The sequence below is a fragment of the Prochlorococcus sp. MIT 1303 genome (genome assembly GCF_001631965.1).
Taxonomy (GTDB): Bacteria; Cyanobacteriota; Cyanobacteriia; order PCC-6307; family Cyanobiaceae; genus Prochlorococcus; species Prochlorococcus marinus_D.
Genome location: NZ_LVHK01000035.1, coordinates 38,911 through 57,120, shown reverse-complemented (window position 1 = coordinate 57,120; position 18,210 = coordinate 38,911). Strand labels below are relative to the sequence as shown.

The following is an 18,210-nucleotide window of genomic DNA, read 5'->3' as shown; positions in this document are numbered from 1 at the left end:
AGCGAAACCTGTTGAACTAACCAACATGCAATGCCGCTGTTGGATGTTGCGGCTACTGACTCGAGCAAAACAACTCGGCGGTCTTGGAGAAGTTCCTGTGAGTGCCGTAGTACTGGACGCCGACGGCCGCTGTATCGGCCATGGCAGCAACCAAAGGCATCGAGGACGTGATCCATTAGGCCATGCAGAACTGATCGCACTCCGACAGGCGGCCTGGCTCAGAAGTGATTGGCGATTTAATGACTGCACCCTGATTGTCACTCTGGAACCCTGCCCGATGTGCGCGGGAGCCCTAACACAAGCGCGCATGGGCCAGGTGATCTTTGCTGCACACGACCCCAAGCGAGGCGGGCTTGGTAGCACAATCAATCTGGGGGACCACCCCAGTGCGCATCATAAAATGCGTGTTCTAGGCGGTGTGATGGAAGTTGAAGCCAGGCAGCAGCTAGAAGCCTGGTTCAAGCAGCAACGGCAACGTTTTCACGAAAACGAGGTAACTCTGACTCGAACAGATTGAGCAACAGCTCAACGTTTTTAGGGGTGGAGTTGTATCCCATCAAGCCAATCCTCCAGATTTTGCCAGCCAGGCTTCCTAAGCCGCCGCCGATTTCAATGCCGTGCTCATTCAGCAAATGCAAGCGGAAGGCATTGCCATCCACTCCATTAGGAATGCAAACAGTTGTGAGTGTGGGCAAACGCAAGGCTTCAGGTACATGCAACTCCAAACCAAGACTCTCGAGCCCTGCCCAGAGCGCTTCGGCATTGCAGCGATGACGATCCCAAGCGTTTTCAAGGCCCTCATCCGCAAGTAATCGCAGGGCTTCACGCATCCCAAAGTTCATATTCACCGGCGCAGTGTGGTGATAAACCCTGTCGCTTCCCCAATACTGATTAAGCAGCGAAACGTCTAGATACCAATTGGGCACCTTGCCACTACGGGCCGCAAGCTTCTCTTCGGCACGGGGCCCCATGGTGAAAGGACCAAGACCAGGAGGGCAGCTGAGCCCCTTCTGGCTGCAGCTGTAAGACAGATCGACCTTCCATTGATCCAGAAAAACCGGCACAGCCCCTAAGGAGGTGACCGTATCTAGCAGTAAAAGGCAATCGTGCTTATGGCAAAGATCGCCGACACCATCCATTGGCTGACAAACGCCAGTGGATGTTTCTGCATGCACTAGAGCCAGAATTGCTGGGCGATGCTCGATCAAAGCTGCTTCTAGCTCTGCAAGGGAAAAGGCTTCTCCCCAAGGTTTTTCAATCAACTGAACATTGGCTCGATATCGACCAGCCATATCGGCAAGGCGATTGCCGAAATAACCGTTTACCGCAACCAATACCGTGTCACCAGGTTCAACGGTATTGGTCAAGGTCGCCTCCATGGCAGCACTACCAGTACCGCTCATCGGCAGTGTGAATCGGTTGTCGGTCTGCCAGGTGTAGCGGAGCAACTCCTGAACCTCACCCATTAATTCCAGATAAAGGGGATCAAGGTGGCCAATCGGAGAGCGCGCAAGTGCCTGAAGCACCTTGGGATCGGCATTTGAGGGTCCAGGCCCAAACAGCAAGCGGGTAGGCGTGGCAATCGGTTCGAGAACCGTCTTATGAGATTGGTCAACCTGGGGAAGGGTTTGCGTCGTCGCCAAGGCCCTTGGTTAGTTCAATTGTTTAGAGCCTAAGCAGTCAACCTTCATCCCCGGGACTTTTTTTGAGGGATTGCAACGGCAAGCAAGCAGGTCAATCAATAACGACAGCAATGAAAAAATACTGATTTTTTTTTTTCGAATCTCTTGGCAGCAGAAGGGTAGTAAGTCAAAAACACTAGCTCGTTTGGTAAAGCCCCTTTGATGCCTGATCCGTCATTGGCTCAATACTGATCCCCATTGACTGAAAGCAGGCTTCAAAATCGTTGATGCAGATCGAGCGAAGGCTGAAAGAAGATTGTCTTAGCAACCAATCAACCCTGTGATGAGATCAGCCATTGAGGACGACTGGACGACTTGGACGAGTTGAGGGATATCGAAGCTAACCAATCAAAATCAGTGATCCAGCCATAAAGCTCTCCCAGGCTTAGATCAGCTCAAGCTGACAGAAACGGTTACGGAATCCACCCAGAAAGAAAACAAGGCTTCAGCAGAAGGTACCTGTTGCTACAAAAAGAAGGCCATGCGGCTGATTACGGTCGCTCTCTTATCGCCGACTCGGCCTCATCTTCGCCATGGGCAAATCACCCCAAGACGTCCTCCGCCAGATTAAGGACGAGGGCATTGAACTGATCGACCTCAAGTTCACTGATCTGCACGGCAAGTGGCAGCACCTCACCGTTTGTTCGGACTTGATTGATGAGGAAGCCTTCACTAATGGCTTGGCTTTCGATGGATCTTCCATTCGTGGATGGAAGGCCATCAACGAATCAGATATGGATATGGTTCCCGACGCCAGTACGGCCTGGATCGACCCCTTCTATCGCCACAAGACTCTTAGCTTGATCTGTTCCATTCGGGAACCTCGTAGCGGCGAGCCCTATGCCAGATGCCCCAGGGCGCTTGCCCAAAAAGCCCTCGGTTACTTAGCCGGCACCGGCCTAGCCGATACAGCCTTTTTCGGCCCTGAGCCAGAGTTTTTCATCTTTGACGACGTCCGCTACAACTCCGGTGAAGGTGGTTGCTTCTACAGCGTTGACACGATTGAGGCCCCTTGGAATAGCGGTCGCATCGAAGAAGGCGGCAACCTTGCCTACAAGATCCAACTGAAGGAGGGCTACTTTCCGGTCCCACCCAACGACACCGCTCAGGACATCCGTTCCGAAATGCTGCTGTTGATGGGGCAATTAGGAATCCCGATGGAGAAGCACCACCATGAAGTTGCTGGTGCTGGCCAACATGAATTGGGGATGAAGTTCGCTGAGCTGATTGAAGCTGCGGACAACGTGATGATTTACAAGTACATCGTTAGGAATGTTGCACGTAAGTACGGCAAAACGGCAACGTTTATGCCCAAGCCGGTTTTCAACGACAACGGCACCGGGATGCATGTTCACCAGAGCCTCTTTAAAGGAGGCCAGCCCCTCTTCTTTGGAGAAGGCACCTACGCCAACTTGTCACAGACGGCTCGCTGGTATATCGGTGGCATCCTTAAGCATGCTCCCTCCTTCCTAGCTTTTACCAACCCCACAACCAATAGCTACAAGCGTTTGGTGCCAGGTTTTGAAGCTCCTGTAAACCTTGTTTATTCCCAGGGCAACAGGTCTGCAGCTGTTCGCATTCCGCTCACTGGCCCAAACCCGAAAGCCAAGCGTCTTGAATTCCGCCCAGGCGATGCCTTGGCCAATCCTTATCTAGCTTTCAGCGCAATGATGATGGCGGGGGTTGACGGCATTAAAAACCAAATTGACCCTGGCGATGGTTTCGATGAGGATCTATTTGAACTACCAGCAGAACGCCTTGCCAGCATCCCCACAGTGCCAGCTTCACTTAATGGTGCGCTCGAAGCGTTAAATTCAGACAAGAACTACCTCATGGAAGGGGGAGTCTTCACTGAAGACTTCATTAATAACTGGATTGACATCAAATACGAAGAGGTGCAGCAATTGCGCCAAAGGCCCCATCCCCATGAGTTCACCATGTATTACGACGCATGAGGTTGGGTAAAAAGACCACCAGCTGTTTGAAATAAATAGGGAAAGTTATTCGTTTCAACTAATTTCAAGTCCCCGCAGCCAAGCGGGGACTTTTTCATGGCCTAGCATACAGGGAGTCGTGATTTGTTCCATGAAAAGTTTTCTCCGAGGCGTTTTGACAATGAAAAGAGATTAGAGGTTAATGGCTAAAAAGTATGAAACCAAACATGCATGAAATCAAATGTGAACATAAAAAGAGAAGGCGTGATTTAAAGCAATAGCATCTCAATAGGAAACCTTCTAGATGTAATGGCAAGTGCTCAGTAAAATAGACTTTTAGATGGATTTAATTTCATGAGTTTGCACTGATTAATGAAGGGCAATCCGGTAAGCTCTTATTCTTAAATTCAAGCGATTCTCATTATTAAGAATAAGAGTCATTTTAATCACTGGCAAAAGACGCTAGTGAATCCTCAGCTTAGTTCACAAGAGCGCTATTTCGCATTTGAGAAAGGATAGATCTTGCCGATTGGGTTGACGTTATTCAAATTGCTTTTAATTCTGATTTCTGTCTATGAATGGCGGCCTAATATCAAACGAACATAGTTGGATGATTATGACCAACGATCCATGATCTGTTTAACAACCACCTGCTCCATTCCCACTTGCAAAACCACCACAAGTGGCAGAGCCAACAACACCCCTGGTAAACCCAATAAGGCGCCCAAGCTCAGTTGAGCCATTAATGCCACGGTGGGAAGCAGGTTGACCGTACGCCGCAATAACAGCGGGGTGAGCAAAAACGCCTCAAGATTCTGCAAAATCAGCCGCAATACCAGCACTTGCAGCATTAGTAGGGGTGAAACAAGCAGGGCCATGGCCAATGGCAGCAGGGAGGCGGCCGTTGGCCCAATGGTGGGGACGAAGGTTAGTAAGCCACAGACCAATGCACTCAATAGGGCCAGAGGAACCTTGAGCAGTGCAAGCCCTGCCCAAGTGAGCACAAACACGCTGCTGGCTGAGATTGTCATCCCAGCCAGCCAGCCACCAAGAGCCAAACGGCATTGATCAAGCAATTCAGCCATCTCCTGTCGCGCAGGCCGAGGCGTTGCAGCAATCACCATTTGACGATGGGATAGAGGGTCTAGCGCTAGCAAGACAGCCAGCAGGCTCATCAACAACAACTGAATCAGGCTGTTGGCGGCCCCGCCTGCAACACCAAGCAATTGCGAGCCCAAGGGTTGGATCCGATCCCAGCTGAACTGTTCGGCAAAAGACTCTTCCAGATTCATCAGTCGCGGGTTGCTGACCAGCATCGATTTCAGCTTGGTCATCAGGGTGGGCACGAGGTTGCCCAACTCTTGAACCTGGGTGATCAACTCAGGCACCAGCAGCTGGAAAACCAAGGCACCACCAAGCAGCAGCACTACCAGCACCACTGCTAGCGAAAGGGGACGAGGCCAGGAGAGGTGGTCCTGAAGTTTCTCAATTAGGACATCAAGTGCTACTGCTAATACCACTGCTCCAAACAGCACCAACAACACCCAACGCAACTGCCAGGTGAGCAAAGCCAGCACCACCAGAGTGAGTGCGACAAGAAGGGTGCGGGCATTCATGGCGCCAATCGCTTTTTCTTCCAGGGATCAAGCAAATCGTGGATGACCACCTCGCGAATCAACACTTGCAGCACTACAGCGAGTGGCAGCGCCAACAGCAGGCCGAGAGGACCAAACACCACTGTGAATACAAACTGGGCTGTGAGAGTCAGCCCAGGCAACAATTTCACTTGGTGATGCATCACTGATGGAGTGATCACATAACTTTCCAGGTTCTGAATCACCACATACAGCCCAAGCACAGCGACTGCTTTCCAGGGTGCATCAAGTAGCGCTACCGACATCGGAAAGATCGTGCTCAAGGTAGGCCCCACATTTGGGATCACGTTGAGCATCCCAGCAAGCAAGGCATTCGCCATCACCAGCTTGATCCCAAGTAGTGAAAGGCCGACTGCTGCAAGCAGGGCCACGCAAAAGGAACTGATCAGTACACCCACCATCCAGCTGCTCAGCGCATCTCCGCATTGGCTCAGGATCGAGCGGGCTCGTCGCCTATAAAACGAAGGCAATAACGAGATGGCTACATCTCTGTATGCCGTCGGTTGCACCGCCACCATCAAGCTCATCGCCAACACAAACAGGAGTTGCACCAAGCCGCTGCCGAGGTTGCCTGCAAGGCCCAGAAGGCCTTGCAGGCCTTCCCTCACTCCTGAGGCCAAGCTTGCACCATCTGGTAATGCGTTTAACCCATTTGCAAACAGCTGTTCTTCCCAGCCACCCTTGCTGTTGTTAACTCCGTAGACCATTGCAGAGGTTTGGTTGATGGCGCCGATAGCCAGCTTCCAGAGTTCCTTAGCTGCTGAAGGTAGTTGTAAAAGCAATTGGTGGAATTGCTCTGTAAAGGGGGGCACCACAATGGCGGTCGCCATACTCACAACAAGCACAAGCGCGACTAAGCAGATCAGGAGGGCCATGCTGCGAGGCATGGGTTTCCTTGAGCGCAGCTCACCCACCAGAGTGCAGAGAGCCATGGCAAGAACAACGCCTGCAAAGAGGTGGATCAGCACCTCTCTAAGGCTCCAAAACAGCACACCCGCAGCCATCAGTGCAGCCAGAGCAAGCCATTGGGAGAATTTCACCCGTCTTCAGGCGGCAGCCTTTGCATTCTCGCCTTAGTTTTGGGAGTAGCCCAGACCGTTGCAAGCTGCATAGCGTTTGGCAAAACGCATGAAGCGTTCAAAATCCTCTTCTGATTTCCAGATATAGGTGACTTCAAGTGCGCTTGGTTGGCCATTCACAAAACGTGCATTCACCTCACGCGTGACGAGTTCGCCTTCTTCGTCGAGCATGAACATGCCGGTGATACCTGCCCACGTTTCCGGAGCCATGATTTCTGGCTGATCAAAGACAAAAAGAGCTCTGCCGGTACGGCCGTCACTACTGCGTGTGAGTTTGATGTCGGGAACGACAGGTTCATCAACACCACGTATGAACTGAATTGCCGCAGTTTTGTTCGCTTTAGCCATTGATCTCTACGACACGATATGGATCTTACGTTGAGCTCATAACCAGCTGTGGCTTGGGGCTTGATCTGACAAGCTCTCGTTCAATCAACATCTCAGCGGCTTTGGTTGTGTTCAGTCCGCAAAGATCCACGCTTTGTCTTTGAGGGGTCCTGCTTAGTTCGTAGTCATAGCAACGGTCGTAGTAATCCAACATGGCGCGACAGGCTTGGTCCCAGTTCTCAAGAGCGATTGCATCCAAGGCCTGTCGTGTGCGCTGTGGGCCTAAACGGCGGCTGATGCGTTGGGTTGCTTCCTGCAAAGACTCACGGCCATGCTGGCCATAGACATCAACCAGTTGAGCAACCCGTTCATCAAGTGAACGGTTGATCTCCAGCACTGGTGCCATTTGCATCTGATGGAAAAGTGCTCGGGGGATTCTGCAGCGACCCACCTGTGAACTTTCCGCTTCCAACCAGATTTCATCAGCAGAACTGTTTTGACAGCGCTGTAAATCTTCGGCAAGGAGATTTTCGTAATGTTCAGTGCTTGGTTGTGGGGGTAAGCCCAACCCACCAAAGCTGCTGCCCCGATGGTTCGCCAAACCTTCAAGATTGACTACCGCGACCCCCCGTTGTGCCATGGCAATGAGCAGATCAGTCTTGCCCGTGCCTGTTCGTCCACCGAGTAATCGCAAAGGCCAGGTTTGCTCAAATTGTTGCAGCACCCATCGCCGATAGCTCTTGTATCCACCCTCCAGAAGCACAGGCTTGAGATCCAGAAGACCCGCTAGCCAAGCAACACTCGCGGAGCGCATGCCTCCTCGCCAGCAGTAAATGCGTAGATCAGAGGCAGAGGCCTCTTCTGATTCAGTGGTTGGATCTCTGCTGAGTTTCGCCAGGGCTTCAGCAAGACCTGACAGCTTTGGACCTGTGAACTCAAGACCTAGCTTGATCGCTTGCTGACGACCTTTTTTTTTGTAAGTGATGCCGACCGCCGCCCGTTGCTCATCGCTGAAGAGAGCAAGGTTGATCGCACCTGGCCAATGCCCCTTATTGAATTCAGCTGGACTGCGAACGTCCACAACCGGACCATTGGCCTGACGGAATCTTTCGATCGAGTAAGGAGTATGGGTACCCATTCCTGACATAGTGGGCCAGCGGCGAGCCAGAAGAGCCGGTTTCGATCCATGATCTCCGGTCCCCCCCCCTCCACCAACCAGAGCGTTGAAGAACTACTGGAACGATTCACCAGTGGTTCAAAGCGTCAACGGCTCAGCTTGGTTAAAACGATTGAAGAACGGGCAGAAGAGCTGGCTGCATTAGCTCAAGCAGCTCTTGCCTCTTTTGACCCAGAGGGAGACGACTGGGCTGCAGGATGGATTCTGCAGGTTTTTCAGCGTCATCAGCCGCAGGTTTTGCCCAGCCTGTTGAGTAGTGAGTCGAGTGGCTGGTTCTCGACCCCATCAGCTGTGGGTATCGACTATGAGCCTTTGCAGCGTGACCTACTAGCCGAAAACTTTGAGGAGGCTGATCGCTTCACCAGTGCAACGCTGCGCAAGCTCGCAGGACCTGGAGCCGAGCAGCGCGGTTACGTGTACTTCAGTGAGGTGCATGCGATCAATGGCCTCGACCTGGTCACAATCGATCGTCTCTGGACTGCATATTCACAAGGAAGGTTTGGGTTTACGACCCAAGCGCGCTTGCTGAACGCTCTCGATGGCAGATATCACAGTCTCTGGACTCGTATTGGTTGGAAACATGAGGGAACATGGACACGTTATCCAGGCTCCTTTACCTGGTCTCTCTCTGCCCCTGAGGGGCATATGCCGTTAATTAATCAGCTACGGGGTGTGCGCTTAATGGATGCGGTGTTGCATCATCCATCACTTGCAGCCCGCCGTTAGAGCAGATTTCAGTTTGAGTCACCGGCCTAGAGCACGCGAACGGTTATGGTCAAAACAGGTCTGAATGGTCCTGATGCCTTCCTGGTCACGGGCAGCTTCTAGGCTTCTATTCAGCGTTAGCCCCCAGGGGGTTGCCCCGCTGTTTCGTTGGGCTGATTTCATTCTTCCTTCAACCCTGCAGCTCACTCCTTTGCTGGAGATCCTGCTTGAACCTGTTGCTTGTCAGGACACCAGCTATCGCCTACAGCTGGGATTGCAGGAGGCCTTGGTGAATGCAGTGCAACATGGCAATTGCGGAGATCCATGCAAATCTCTGCGAGTTCGTCGAATCTTTACGCCTAACTGGATGATTTGGCAGATCCAGGATGAAGGGATCGGTGTACCGCTCAATGCTCGAGTTGGTTGCCTTCCAGCTCAACTCGAAGCCAATAGTGGACGTGGAATGTTTCTGATTCATCAGTGTTTTGATGATGTGCGCTGGAGCCAGCGCGGCAATCGCTTACAGCTAGCGTGTCGACGTCCTAAAGCACTTAACACTGCTGACAGCGTACAAACTTGAATGTTATCAATCATATGAACTAATAATTAGAAGCGAAGCTGAGATGTATTCACCATCTAATTAACAATCAAGCAAGAACGTGTATCCATTCATTGTTTCAATTGACAACGTAAGTAGTGTCGACATGATTCTCACTTTTTAATTAGCATTTCAGCGCTTGAACAGCTTCATTCATCGATAGACCACTTCTACTTGAAGCAGGCCTTGCCTCCAGCCAATCGGTATTTGCTGTAATGCTCTAGCCGACTGAAAGCTTTTCTTCATAGAGACCAAGCATGGACTTAGTGGACTTCTTGAAAGTAAGCTTGACGTCGACAAGTGATCTGTCAATATTTTCAAACAGAGAACTATTTTTTCTATCCAAGCCTTGCTTTTGTTAATCCTCATCGTCAAAAAGTAAAGCAATCATCTCTTCTATGATCATTTCCATAGAGTTGTATGAATTCAAAAAGAGTCTAAGTAAAATTTTGGTCATTCAGCATGAAATAGCGCCTTCATGATTTAATCCGCCAAGGTTTTTTACAATGATGCCCTCTATATCATGAGCAAATTGATCCAACGTTGTTTCATCTTATTTTCTGCTCTTTATAAGCGATAAAGTCATAACGCCTGCTGTTTTGTCAAGGTGCTCACTTCTCACTAACACATGCATTTTGTTGATGTTGAGAGCTAACTGATCGGACCACCTTTGTGACTTGATCAGCATTGACTGTTTTGATTACACCAGTATCAATACAAGCGACCTGAAATAGGGACGGGTCAGGGCCTCTAGCTCCAGAGACAATATGAATCACTTCTCCCATCCACCAACTCTCAGGCGCATGCCGTTGATTGTCTTGAACAATCACCACATCTCCACAAGTAACAGCAAGGAAGATTGATTCCTCTGGCAAAAAGCCTGGACCTACTTCTGTGGCCCTCGCTAGCGACGCCAACCTGCACTATGCTAGTACGCCTGTCCTAGCATAGTTGTAGCGCTTTGCCTGGTTGAGTGATTGTGGGTTGCTTCGATCGCTGCAGGCCCAGCCAGCGGCATGAATGGGAAGTTCTGATGCAGGTTTGCGTGAGCATTAGGGCGATTGCTGCAAAGGCCATTCCTGTTGCAACAACCGTCTTAATCCCTGCCGCAACCAGGAGCTTTCAGTTCGCGCCTTAGCCAGCGCAGGCTTTGATCGGTAAGGGCCTCAACATCAGAGCGTTCTCCACCTTGAAGCAGCTGGACTAAGGCTCCAGCAAGAAGCTCTGCAGCTCTGCGGTCGGCATCTCCTTTTTGTTGATGCCAGTTGTGATCATTGAGGCTTAACCGAGCATGAAGCTCCATGGCCTGGCGTTGGACCTCAATTGGCCACTCAGCTTGTTTGATTCCCATCTTTATCAGCGGATCACTTGGTCTATTTTGCTTGTGATAGCAAAAGCCATCTGAATGGTGATACGGCCACGTCAGGTTCGACTCCGTTGGCTGCATGGGCTGTCAAGGCTGATGCTTTTGGGGCAGCGCCAGGACAGACTGAAAAGATCTCCCAAGATGCTTGCAGCAAGACGGAGCAAACAGAGGAGGCAGCTCGCGCTTCAGATACTGGAAATACCTTCAGCGCAATGGTTGCGGCCTAAGTCGTCTGGCGAGTGGATTTGGCGGGCCCTGCGTTGGGGTGGACCTGGAGTTGCCCTTGGCTGGTGGCTCAGCCAGAGCGGGTAATTGCGTTTGAATTCAGATCAAACGGCTGTTAGTAGATCCTGCTCGACTATTACAAGTGACTTAGAGATATCTGGAATGGCATGCTCCAGAGGAGGCAGTGGCATCTCGCTAGGGTTTGACGTCTGTTGACCGCGCATCCAAGCATTACGAAGAGATTGCCGTCGTTGATCTTCTGCAAGGACCAGTCGGTCTGCAGCGGCTGATGGGCTTTCACCGTGAAGTAATGCCGTTCGCAGGCAAATTCCAAACCCTTGAGCCTCGACTTGCACTTTGCCTTCCATTAAGACAATTTGGAAGGTCCAGCCCTGTAACCACCGCAGTTGAAAGGGATTACTCATGTTGTCCCTTCAGGAAAAAATACACCGGATTTTGCATCTAACAAGAGCACCCTATTTGTGAGACTCGATTGAACTACCGAGTGTCAGGAAACCCGCTTAAGCGTTGTTTTGGAGCGGTTTGAAAGCAGTCCAAACTCGTGTCATGAAGTGAGACTCGGCAGCAATGCCCTCAAAACCGCTTGCTTGGAAACGTGCCTCAATGTTGTCGGAGATGTAATCGCGGTAGTACGGCTCATGAAATATCCGCCGGAAGTTCTCCATGGCAGGGATGAACTTGGGCGAGTCTTCCATTTGTACAGAATCTGCTAGGACCAAAACTCCGCCTGGTTCGAGCACGCGCCAGCATTCGTCAAGAACATTTTGCCGGGCCGAGCTCGGTAATTCGTGAAACAGGAAAACGCAGGTGATGCCTTGCACACTTTGATCAGCAAACGGCAGCTGTTCAGCATTACCGCGCACCAGTTGCGCGAGTTCTCCATTGCGGCTATTGAGCGAGCGGCTGGCCTCACGTAAATAAGCTGCTGATAGATCCAACCCCAGCAGTTCAACTTTGGGTAGGGCGCTGCGAATCTGTTGCAGGGTTCGACCGGTTCCAGTTGCGACATCCAACACCCGAAGACTGGCGGAGCTGCGGCTTTGGAAGCGTTTCAGCCCGCGCTTGAGAGGCGCTAAAACCCTGCGCCGCATGGAGTCTGCAGTGCCGTTAAAGAGAATCTCTACCTGCAGGTCATAAAGTTCTGCAGAGTGGTCGCTTAGATAGCCATCGGTTTGATGATGAAAGTTTTGCAGGTAGTAATCGGGATAGATCTCTGAATCGACATCGTTTGGCAGATCATGAATATTGCGTGCCTTGCGCCGCTGCCATGTCGAGGGAAGATCTAACCAGACCAAGGGGTAACGGCTCGCCCATTCCAACCACGGAGCTTCAAAGAGCTGCGTTTTTGGATAAATGCCTTGTTCAGCTTCATGCCAGTCAAGTTGCTCGAGAGCTGACATTGAGCTGCGCAGCTCCATCAGCAATTCTCGCGGAATCGGTTCAATGCTTGGCATCGCATCAGGTGCCAGCAATTCCATCAGCTTTGTGCTCAATTCCTTATGGGCCAGGCCCGCAAGAGTCTTGCTCTGCTGCAGGGTTTGATAAGCGAACTTGGTGAGGCTTGGCTGCGCCATGAACCTGATTTGGGTGTGCTCTATGTCAGCGGATCAGCCTTGCAATTGCTGAGATCTCAGATTATAAGCCTTGCCTATTCAATTAAGGATCTATGACAATGCATATGAAATGCTTCGCGAAGCTTTCGCTTGTGATTGCTTTGAGCCTAATTTCTTGTTGATTAATCCAACAGATCAGGATCAAGTTACGAAGAATGACCAATGGCTAAAGGCCTAATCATAAGGATATTTCGTATTAATCATTGGAAGCATCTATTGATTTGTTGCTAATCAATTGGCCTTTGTGATTGATGCTATTAGAAAGAAGATTGGCGATCTAAATGCATCTTAAAGGCACAGGCCTTGATATTAAAGAATAATGCAAATGAAAGGCCATATCAACAATGTCTTTGATGCTTTGCAATGAATGCCTTTGCAAACTTATACAGAGAGTATTCAGTTGATATTAGAAGCAATGAAGAGAGGAATCATCTCACGAAAGGTTCTTTGGCCAGATCAGTTTAAATTGCTACTCGTCCACAATTTTATAGCCAGGGACGCTCATCTGTAGTTTGATTATTCAGCACTCCATCAGCTTGCTGAGGGTCCTTACTTTCTAAAGCCTGAGCTTGTTTTTTGAGGTTGTCCACTGTGATAGAGAATCCAGCTTCTTTGGCAAGCACCACAAACCAATGAGTGTCAACACGTTGTGCTTCAAGCTTCTGCTGAAGCACCGGATCTGATGCAACTTTGGAAAGCAACGCTTTCAGATCCTCCTCTGGCATGTCGATCAAAGAATGAAGAAGAAAATTATTTTACTATAAATGGGAAATAATCTCGAAGAGAATCATATAAGTCATTCATGTTTACAGAGAATTTTGCTATCGATAGCCTGTTTGGCTGGCCGATGTGCTTAGAAATAGTGCAAACCTGGTTTGTTTAGCTTCCTGCAAAGCCCTGTAGTTGAGCTTCTGTGGAGTTCATCCCTTTTTCAATGCTGAATGCTGTCCTGAAATAGGTCGCCTTGAATGAAAGAACACCATTGGGGCTGATTTCCTATTCTTGTGGTTGCAGGAGAAACGTTTGCAGTTAGGCGCTTGTGGATCTTGTCCTTAACCATTCTCGCGCACTGAGAAATTGGCTGAGGTGATGCATCCAACCAATCCTCAGCTATGAAGGTGGCATATGGAGACGAAACAGGCGACATGAATTGGAAGCAGTACAGACGTACTAGCGCGCCAGTATCGCCTTGTCAACTCCATTCATCACTTTGCTTTCAAGCCAGATCTGAATGGCTACACAAGCCCATCAGTGCAGAAGCCGCCCTTGCTGATTTCATGAGAGAGGCCATCTCTTGCAGAGGTGCATCCCACGGGCCCCATGGATCAAGCTGGCAAGTCAGATCGGCAGTTGACTGGCTAACACCTTTGGGGATCAAAACCTACTTGAGCAGCTAAGCCGAAATAGAAATCATCGAAGGGAACCTTTTAGCTGCCTTGCACAACGATGAATACAGCGGCATAGGCTGAAACTGCCATTGCTATCTATGCCTTCTTCCTGCTCAACTTAATGATCTCAACCCGAACTAATCACCGCGATTTCAGATAACATTAGTTTCTCTTCATTGAGGATCGGTAAAGTGCACTCTGCAGCGATAACGAGTGTTGCCAAGCCCGGCTTCGATTGTGGTGTACTTCTCCCCACTGACCGTTGCATCTGCATGTATTTGCAGCCAGGCTCGCTCGATGGCGTTGTTCTGACTCCAATTGATTCAGCGGTAATACTGCCGGCCCAACTCAATGGGGCAACGAGCATAATGATTGGAAAACAGTTGCCAACAGTGGAGCCTTCATAGTGAGATGAAAGGTCGCAAAATCAGTCTTTTGATTGAGGACATTATTCCTTTTCTTAACTCGCTAACACGAATTCTAAGTCGTATCAATAACCTTGCGAATAGATCATCCAAGCCTTAATCTTTGCATCATTCAATTGGCCCTTTAATGTTGCCGCCGGCATCTGAACGCCGCCGCGAGACCCCATATCGGCGCCAAAGCGAAGGACTGCAAAACAGCACAATCACAGCAAGGCAGTGATGGCGAACAGCAAAAATCAACTGTGTAAAGGTGAAATGCTCCCAGAGCAAGAGAAACTCTGTTCGTAAATCCCAGAGAGACAGACCCAAAAGAAGAACGGGCAACCAACGATCGCCAGATAGGCCACGGGAGCGGGCCCTTTCAGCCATTTGAAATCGTATCTCCTCCCTCAATCGGAGGCTGGGAGGAAGACAACGGCGGTTGTGGAGCAGCAGCAGGGGCTGGTAAAGGCCCTGCCGGAGGACCACTGCCTTGCCAGAGGCTCAACAATGAAGGGGCTAGAGCAATACTCGACCAGCTACCAACCACCACTCCAAGAGCAAGTGCAACCGCAAACCAGTAGAGCGTTGCACCGCCAAAGAGGATCAGAGCGAGCAGAGGCAGCAGGGTCGTACCGCTGGTGTAGAGGGTCCTTGTGAGGGTCGCGGATACGGCACGATCAACCTGTTCCGTCAGTGGCAGTGAGTTGTCTTCACGACTGCGCTCACGAATCCGGTCAAAGACCACCACAGTGTCATTGACCGAGTAGCCGGCAATGGTGAGCAGCGCTACAGCGAAGAGGCTATCCACCTCAAGCGTTATCAACAGGCCCAGCCAAGCGAATATCCCACAAACAATGATCACGTCATGGGCAAGGGCCACAAGGGCCAGAAGGGCATATCGACGGTCGTAACGGAGGCTGATGTAGATAGCGATTCCCGTGAACGCCACCAAAAGAGAAATCAAGCTGCTGCGCAGCAATTGGCCTCCCAGACTTGGGCCAATGGTGTCGACCGATTGACCACCACTCTGAAACGGACCCGCTACAGGATCCATTGCCTTGATGACAGCTTGCCCCTGAGCAGCAGAGAGGAAGGGCAACCTCAAGACCAGAGACTGACCCCCATCAAGAAGCTGAACCCTGGCTCGTGAGAGGTTTGGAGCAACCTTGTCTTTGTCAGCGGGTAACTGAAGAGCCCCCAAAACCTCTTCAACACTTGTGGTTTTCAGCGACTGACAGCTCTTGCTACAGCTGCGCTCCAGCTGGATTTGAGTTCCACCAGTGAAGTCAAGTCCTGGACGAAGGGGAGCACCAATCGAAGGGTTCAGCCAACAGAGGATCAATCCCACCAAACTCAAAACCACAAACAGGCCTGAGATTCCCCAAACGCGTCGTCGTTGACGACAAAGTTCAAATCTCAGTGGGCGTTGACGAGTTCCTGAAGATGATGAAACAGCCATGGATCAGGCGAGAGAAGAAGGCAACTGTTTGGCAGGCAAAAAGTTGGTAGGGCGCCTCAAAGCCTGATAGCCCATCAAAAAACGCAGCAGAGTGCGAGTGCAGCTCAATGCCGTAAACAAACTGAGCACAACACCGATGCCGAGGGTGGCGGCAAAACCTTTAACCAAACCCGTACCCAGAAAAAAGAGCGCTGCGCAACTAATCAGAGTGGTGAGATGGCCGTCAACGATCGACGACAAAGCCTGGGAAAATCCAGTCTCGATCGAGCGAATCAAGGTGTTTCCACGCCGCAATTCATCTTTGACACGCTCAAAGATCAGCACATTGGCATCCACTGCCATGCCAATACTGAGGATGAAACCCGCAATCCCAGGCAGGGTAAGGATGACAGGAATCAGAGCATACATAGCGAGATTGAACAGGGCATAAAGACTCAATGCCAACACCGCCACCAAGCCCGCAAGGCGATAAGCAACCACCATGAAAACAGCCACCAAGGCGAGACCAGAGAGCGCTGCGATCAAGCTGCGGCGAATGTTTTCAGCACCAAGGGTGGGACCAATGGTTCGAACCTCGAGAATTTCTACTGGTAATGGCAACGAACCACCTCGCAACTGAACTTCCAGGTCGCGGGCATCTTCAGCATTGAAATTACCGCTGATCGTGGCCGCACCACCAGTAATGCCAGCGGCTCTGAACTGTTCCCCGACGCTGGCTTCACTGATCGACCTTCCATCAAGAACGATGCCAAGTAGACGACCTGTGCCAGCAATTGATTGTGTTAGCTCGGCGAATTGATCTCCGCCTTCTCGGTTGAAGCTAAGTGTCACCTCCCAGCTGTCAGGAACGTTCTGCTGTTGCTGACGCCCAGCTGTGACCAGATCCTTCCCGGTTAAGGACGTGGGCTCGAAGAGTTCAGCGATCTTGATGCTGACTTTCTCATTCAACTGTTCCAGCTGCTCGACCTCACTGCCAACACTGCCTTGCAAACCAAAGGCCTGCTGCGCTTCAACAAGTTGCTGTTTGTCGAGTTCATCATCAGAGGGAGACTCTCCAGATATCGCACGCTCCTGCTTGGACTTGAGAATGCTCTCTACCTGTCGTTTTAGGCGCTGAAGGCCGCGAACCTCCTGTTCTGTGCCAGGTCTTTGAGCTCGAAACTCAAGTAAGGCCGTCTCGCCAAGCACCTTGGCAGCCCTGGTGGGATCCTGTTCTCCTGGAAGCTGCAACACCAGTTGATCGTCACCAATGGTCTGCAGGGTGGATTCGGCAACACCCAAGCCATTGACGCGACGATCCAAAACAGCTTTGACCGCCTCTAGCTGCTCCGATTTCACGCGAGTTATCTCACCAGCGGGCTGCACTTCAAGAGTGAGCTGACTGCCACCACGAAGATCAAGGCCCAACTCAAGCGGAAAGCTTGCAGTGACAGAACCTGCCGCAATGGCAAGAGCAAGAATGAGCGCAAACCAGCCTTGTTGACGTGCCATCAATCAAAGCCCCTTAAGAACAATCTGCTGAGCCGCTTCAACAATCTGATGAGGCTGAATGATCGTGAAATTCTCCAATTTGCCGTTATAGGGAGTGGGAATGTCCTGACTGGAGAGGCGAATTGGGCGAGCATCGAGTTCGTCAAAACACTGCTCAGTAATCAGCGCAATCAACTCAGCACCAATCCCACCAGTTTTCATACACTCTTCAACCACAATCACCCGATGGGTTTTACGGATGGAGCGAACAATGGTCTCCATATCGAAGGGCTTGAGACTAATCAAATCGATCAATTCCGCATCGATGCCGTCTGCCTCCAACTGTTCAACAGCCTTGAGACAGTGATGACGCATACGGGAATAGGTGAGGATCGTGACGTCTTTACCCTCACGAACCAGATCTGCTTGATCTAGGGCACAGACATAATCACCGTCTGGGAGCTCCTCAATCAGGTTGTAGAGCAGCACATGCTCGAAAAAGAGAACTGGATTGTTGTCTCGGATCGCGGCTTTCATCAAGCCCTTGGCATTGGTTGGCGTGCTGCAAGCAACGATCTTGATCCCAGGCACAGCGTGAAAATAGGCCTCAAGTCGCTGACTATGTTCAGCACCGAGTTGGCGTCCCACACCACCAGGCCCACGCACCACGGTGGGAATTGTGAAATTTCCGCCACTGGTGTAACGAAGCATTCCCATGTTGTTGGAGATCTGGTTGAAAGCAAGCAGCAGAAAACCCATGTTCATGCCCTCCACAATCGGGCGTAGGCCAGTCATGGCGGCGCCAACGGCCATACCCGTAAAACTGTTCTCGGCAATCGGTGTATCCAACACTCGCAACTCGCCATATTTCTCGTAGAGATCCTTGGTGACCTTGTAGGAGCCGCCGTATTGGCCGACGTCCTCTCCCATCACACAAACATGCGAATCTCTGGCCATCTCTTCATCGATGGCATCTCGAAGAGCATTAAAGAGAAGCGTCCCTGACACGTTTTCGTTGCAATCCCGGCCATGCCGGTGGAAGAGGCCAAGCTATCTCAGCCTGAGCAGCATTAGCCTCCTGCGGCAAATGCTGAAAGCAGCAAA

19 protein-coding genes are annotated in these 18,210 nt (G+C 50.9%); 5 read left to right on the top strand and 14 right to left on the bottom strand.

All coding sequences use genetic code 11. The annotated features are described in order from the left end of the window. Nucleotides 1-25 precede the first annotated feature (25 nt). A complete protein-coding gene (locus tag PMIT1303_RS03545; protein WP_011826279.1) occupies nt 26-517 on the top strand; it encodes a nucleoside deaminase in 492 nt (163 codons plus the stop codon). Here PMIT1303_RS03545 and PMIT1303_RS03540 read toward each other — a convergent pair. Next, nucleotides 459-1,643 (bottom strand): alanine--glyoxylate aminotransferase family protein, encoded by a 1,185-nt coding sequence (locus tag PMIT1303_RS03540; RefSeq protein ID WP_063397543.1) that lies wholly within the window; start codon nt 1,641-1,643, stop codon nt 459-461. The genes PMIT1303_RS03545 and PMIT1303_RS03540 overlap by 59 nt on opposite strands. Before the next feature lie 572 nt (nt 1,644-2,215). Between PMIT1303_RS03540 and glnA the strand changes: the two genes are divergently transcribed. Next, complete coding sequence (gene glnA / locus PMIT1303_RS03535) at nt 2,216-3,637, top strand: type I glutamate--ammonia ligase (protein ID WP_063397542.1); 1,422 nt, start codon at nt 2,216-2,218, stop codon at nt 3,635-3,637. Nucleotides 3,638-4,230: 593 nt separating this feature from the next. Here glnA and PMIT1303_RS03530 read toward each other — a convergent pair. Genes PMIT1303_RS03530 through mnmH form a run of 4 tightly spaced genes read right to left on the bottom strand, consistent with a single transcriptional unit; the run spans nt 4,231 to nt 7,824 of the window. After that, on the bottom strand, nt 4,231-5,232 hold the full coding sequence (locus tag PMIT1303_RS03530) for an AI-2E family transporter (protein WP_063397541.1): 1,002 nt from the start codon (nt 5,230-5,232) through the stop codon (nt 4,231-4,233). Continuing rightward, complete coding sequence (locus PMIT1303_RS03525) at nt 5,229-6,311, bottom strand: AI-2E family transporter (protein WP_063397540.1); 1,083 nt, start codon at nt 6,309-6,311, stop codon at nt 5,229-5,231. The genes PMIT1303_RS03530 and PMIT1303_RS03525 overlap by 4 nt, the downstream gene beginning before the upstream one ends. A gap of 33 nt (nt 6,312-6,344) precedes the next feature. Further along, the gene (gene psb28, locus PMIT1303_RS03520; protein WP_011826271.1) at nt 6,345-6,698 is read right to left on the bottom strand and encodes a photosystem II reaction center protein Psb28; all 354 of its coding nucleotides are present in this window, start codon (nt 6,696-6,698) and stop codon (nt 6,345-6,347) included. A 25-nt stretch (nt 6,699-6,723) separates the two neighbouring features. Continuing rightward, nucleotides 6,724-7,824 (bottom strand): tRNA 2-selenouridine(34) synthase MnmH, encoded by a 1,101-nt coding sequence (mnmH, locus tag PMIT1303_RS03515; RefSeq protein WP_063397539.1) that lies wholly within the window; start codon nt 7,822-7,824, stop codon nt 6,724-6,726. Between the two features lie 39 nt (nt 7,825-7,863). Here mnmH and PMIT1303_RS03510 point away from each other — a divergent pair, with 39 nt between their 5' ends. Both PMIT1303_RS03510 and PMIT1303_RS03505 read left to right on the top strand, forming a co-directional pair. After that, nucleotides 7,864-8,580 (top strand): GUN4 domain-containing protein, encoded by a 717-nt coding sequence (locus PMIT1303_RS03510; protein ID WP_063397538.1) that lies wholly within the window; start codon nt 7,864-7,866, stop codon nt 8,578-8,580. A 64-nt stretch (nt 8,581-8,644) separates the two neighbouring features. Then, entirely contained in the window at nt 8,645-9,139 is a 495-nt protein-coding gene (locus tag PMIT1303_RS03505) for an ATP-binding protein (RefSeq protein ID WP_063397537.1), read from the top strand. A 629-nt stretch (nt 9,140-9,768) separates the two neighbouring features. On the opposite strand, the gene PMIT1303_RS03500 is transcribed toward PMIT1303_RS03505, so the two are convergent. Together PMIT1303_RS03500 and PMIT1303_RS03495 are read right to left on the bottom strand one after the other, a co-directional pair. Beyond that, entirely contained in the window at nt 9,769-10,074 is a 306-nt protein-coding gene (locus PMIT1303_RS03500) for a DUF3104 domain-containing protein (RefSeq protein ID WP_063397536.1), read from the bottom strand. Nucleotides 10,075-10,253: 179 nt separating this feature from the next. After that, nucleotides 10,254-10,508 (bottom strand): DUF6439 family protein, encoded by a 255-nt coding sequence (locus PMIT1303_RS03495; RefSeq protein WP_063397535.1) that lies wholly within the window; start codon nt 10,506-10,508, stop codon nt 10,254-10,256. Nucleotides 10,509-10,562: 54 nt separating this feature from the next. Here PMIT1303_RS03495 and PMIT1303_RS03490 point away from each other — a divergent pair, with 54 nt between their 5' ends. Then, complete coding sequence (locus PMIT1303_RS03490) at nt 10,563-10,835, top strand: hypothetical protein (protein ID WP_074159195.1); 273 nt, start codon at nt 10,563-10,565, stop codon at nt 10,833-10,835. A gap of 17 nt (nt 10,836-10,852) precedes the next feature. Here PMIT1303_RS03490 and PMIT1303_RS03485 read toward each other — a convergent pair whose 3' ends face one another. The 7 genes from PMIT1303_RS03485 to PMIT1303_RS03450 form a co-directional block, all read right to left on the bottom strand. Next, the gene (locus PMIT1303_RS03485) at nt 10,853-11,173 is read right to left on the bottom strand and encodes a hypothetical protein (RefSeq protein WP_063397533.1); all 321 of its coding nucleotides are present in this window, start codon (nt 11,171-11,173) and stop codon (nt 10,853-10,855) included. Nucleotides 11,174-11,269: 96 nt separating this feature from the next. Then, nucleotides 11,270-12,343: a class I SAM-dependent methyltransferase gene (locus PMIT1303_RS03480; RefSeq protein ID WP_063397532.1), complete on the bottom strand. Its 1,074-nt coding sequence runs from the start codon at nt 12,341-12,343 to the stop codon at nt 11,270-11,272. Between the two features lie 524 nt (nt 12,344-12,867). Then, nucleotides 12,868-13,107, bottom strand: a complete 240-nt coding sequence (locus PMIT1303_RS03475) for a Nif11-like leader peptide family natural product precursor (RefSeq protein ID WP_063397531.1) — start codon at nt 13,105-13,107, stop codon at nt 12,868-12,870. Nucleotides 13,108-14,303: 1,196 nt separating this feature from the next. Then, nucleotides 14,304-14,564, bottom strand: coding sequence for a hypothetical protein (locus PMIT1303_RS03465; protein WP_011129994.1), 261 nt, complete (start codon nt 14,562-14,564; stop codon nt 14,304-14,306). After that, nucleotides 14,557-15,636, bottom strand: a complete 1,080-nt coding sequence (secF, locus tag PMIT1303_RS03460; protein ID WP_063397529.1) for a protein translocase subunit SecF — start codon at nt 15,634-15,636, stop codon at nt 14,557-14,559. Before secF ends, PMIT1303_RS03465 begins: the two co-directional genes overlap by 8 nt. 3 nt (nt 15,637-15,639) lie before the next feature. After that, nucleotides 15,640-17,127 (bottom strand): protein translocase subunit SecD, encoded by a 1,488-nt coding sequence (gene secD, locus PMIT1303_RS03455; protein WP_063397560.1) that lies wholly within the window; start codon nt 17,125-17,127, stop codon nt 15,640-15,642. A gap of 3 nt (nt 17,128-17,130) precedes the next feature. Beyond that, on the bottom strand, nt 17,131-18,114 hold the full coding sequence (locus tag PMIT1303_RS03450; protein WP_063397528.1) for a pyruvate dehydrogenase complex E1 component subunit beta: 984 nt from the start codon (nt 18,112-18,114) through the stop codon (nt 17,131-17,133). Nucleotides 18,115-18,210 lie beyond the last annotated feature (96 nt).

Bases quoted from the DNA above. Each gene is read 5' to 3' on its own strand.
- PMIT1303_RS03545 (WP_011826279.1), top strand. From the start codon at position 26: ATGCAATGCCGCTGTTGGATGTTGCGGCTACTGACTCGAGCAAAACAA.
- glnA (WP_063397542.1), top strand. From the start codon at position 2,216: ATGGGCAAATCACCCCAAGACGTCCTCCGCCAGATTAAGGACGAGGGC.
- PMIT1303_RS03530 (WP_063397541.1), bottom strand. From the start codon at position 5,232: ATGAATGCCCGCACCCTTCTTGTCGCACTCACTCTGGTGGTGCTGGCT.
- psb28 (WP_011826271.1), bottom strand. From the start codon at position 6,698: ATGGCTAAAGCGAACAAAACTGCGGCAATTCAGTTCATACGTGGTGTT.
- mnmH (WP_063397539.1), bottom strand. From the start codon at position 7,824: ATGTCAGGAATGGGTACCCATACTCCTTACTCGATCGAAAGATTCCGT.
- PMIT1303_RS03510 (WP_063397538.1), top strand. From the start codon at position 7,864: ATGATCTCCGGTCCCCCCCCCTCCACCAACCAGAGCGTTGAAGAACTA.
- PMIT1303_RS03505 (WP_063397537.1), top strand. From the start codon at position 8,645: ATGGTCCTGATGCCTTCCTGGTCACGGGCAGCTTCTAGGCTTCTATTC.
- PMIT1303_RS03495 (WP_063397535.1), bottom strand. From the start codon at position 10,508: ATGGGAATCAAACAAGCTGAGTGGCCAATTGAGGTCCAACGCCAGGCC.
- PMIT1303_RS03490 (WP_074159195.1), top strand. From the start codon at position 10,563: ATGGTGATACGGCCACGTCAGGTTCGACTCCGTTGGCTGCATGGGCTG.
- PMIT1303_RS03485 (WP_063397533.1), bottom strand. From the start codon at position 11,173: ATGAGTAATCCCTTTCAACTGCGGTGGTTACAGGGCTGGACCTTCCAA.
- PMIT1303_RS03480 (WP_063397532.1), bottom strand. From the start codon at position 12,343: ATGGCGCAGCCAAGCCTCACCAAGTTCGCTTATCAAACCCTGCAGCAG.
- PMIT1303_RS03475 (WP_063397531.1), bottom strand. From the start codon at position 13,107: ATGCCAGAGGAGGATCTGAAAGCGTTGCTTTCCAAAGTTGCATCAGAT.
- PMIT1303_RS03465 (WP_011129994.1), bottom strand. From the start codon at position 14,564: ATGGCTGAAAGGGCCCGCTCCCGTGGCCTATCTGGCGATCGTTGGTTG.
- secF (WP_063397529.1), bottom strand. From the start codon at position 15,636: ATGGCTGTTTCATCATCTTCAGGAACTCGTCAACGCCCACTGAGATTT.
- secD (WP_063397560.1), bottom strand. From the start codon at position 17,127: ATGGCACGTCAACAAGGCTGGTTTGCGCTCATTCTTGCTCTTGCCATT.